This is a genomic window from Pseudoalteromonas sp. S1727 (assembly GCF_005886375.1).
In the GTDB taxonomy this organism is placed as follows: domain Bacteria; phylum Pseudomonadota; class Gammaproteobacteria; order Enterobacterales; family Alteromonadaceae; genus Pseudoalteromonas; species Pseudoalteromonas haloplanktis.
Window position 1 is genome coordinate 1 of the sequence record NZ_PNDT01000225.1, and the last position, 352, is coordinate 352.

The window sequence follows — 352 nt, forward strand, 5'->3', positions numbered from 1 at the left end:
AACAACGAACATTCAGCGCTCGACATGGCAAATGCCCCTTCGATAGCCCTATAGTCACCCCCAACTAACTTAGTTCCGTAACCTTGGCCTGGCAGCGGTTTACCCGTTGTTTCATCCATTGCAAGGACAAATATGCCACCTGAGTATGAACCGTATACCATCCATAAACTGCCGTCTTTAGCATAAAAAGCAGCGGGATCGATAGCATTAGGATCAACGGCGCCATTCCATGTCGTTTGGCCATTATCAAGGGGGTATGCAGTAAATTCATCAGCACTTCGATAGCCACTGCGTAAAAATACTCCTTGATCAATGTAAGGCCCTTCAATGGTATCAGCTTGAGCCAAGCCTA

Annotated in this window: 1 pseudogene; it reads right to left on the minus strand. The window is 46.9% G+C overall.

Annotation, left to right across the window (positions count from 1 at the left end):
* Window positions 1–352 (minus strand): annotated as a pseudogene (locus tag CWB85_RS21760) (endo-alpha-(1->5)-L-arabinanase); the annotation flags it as partial.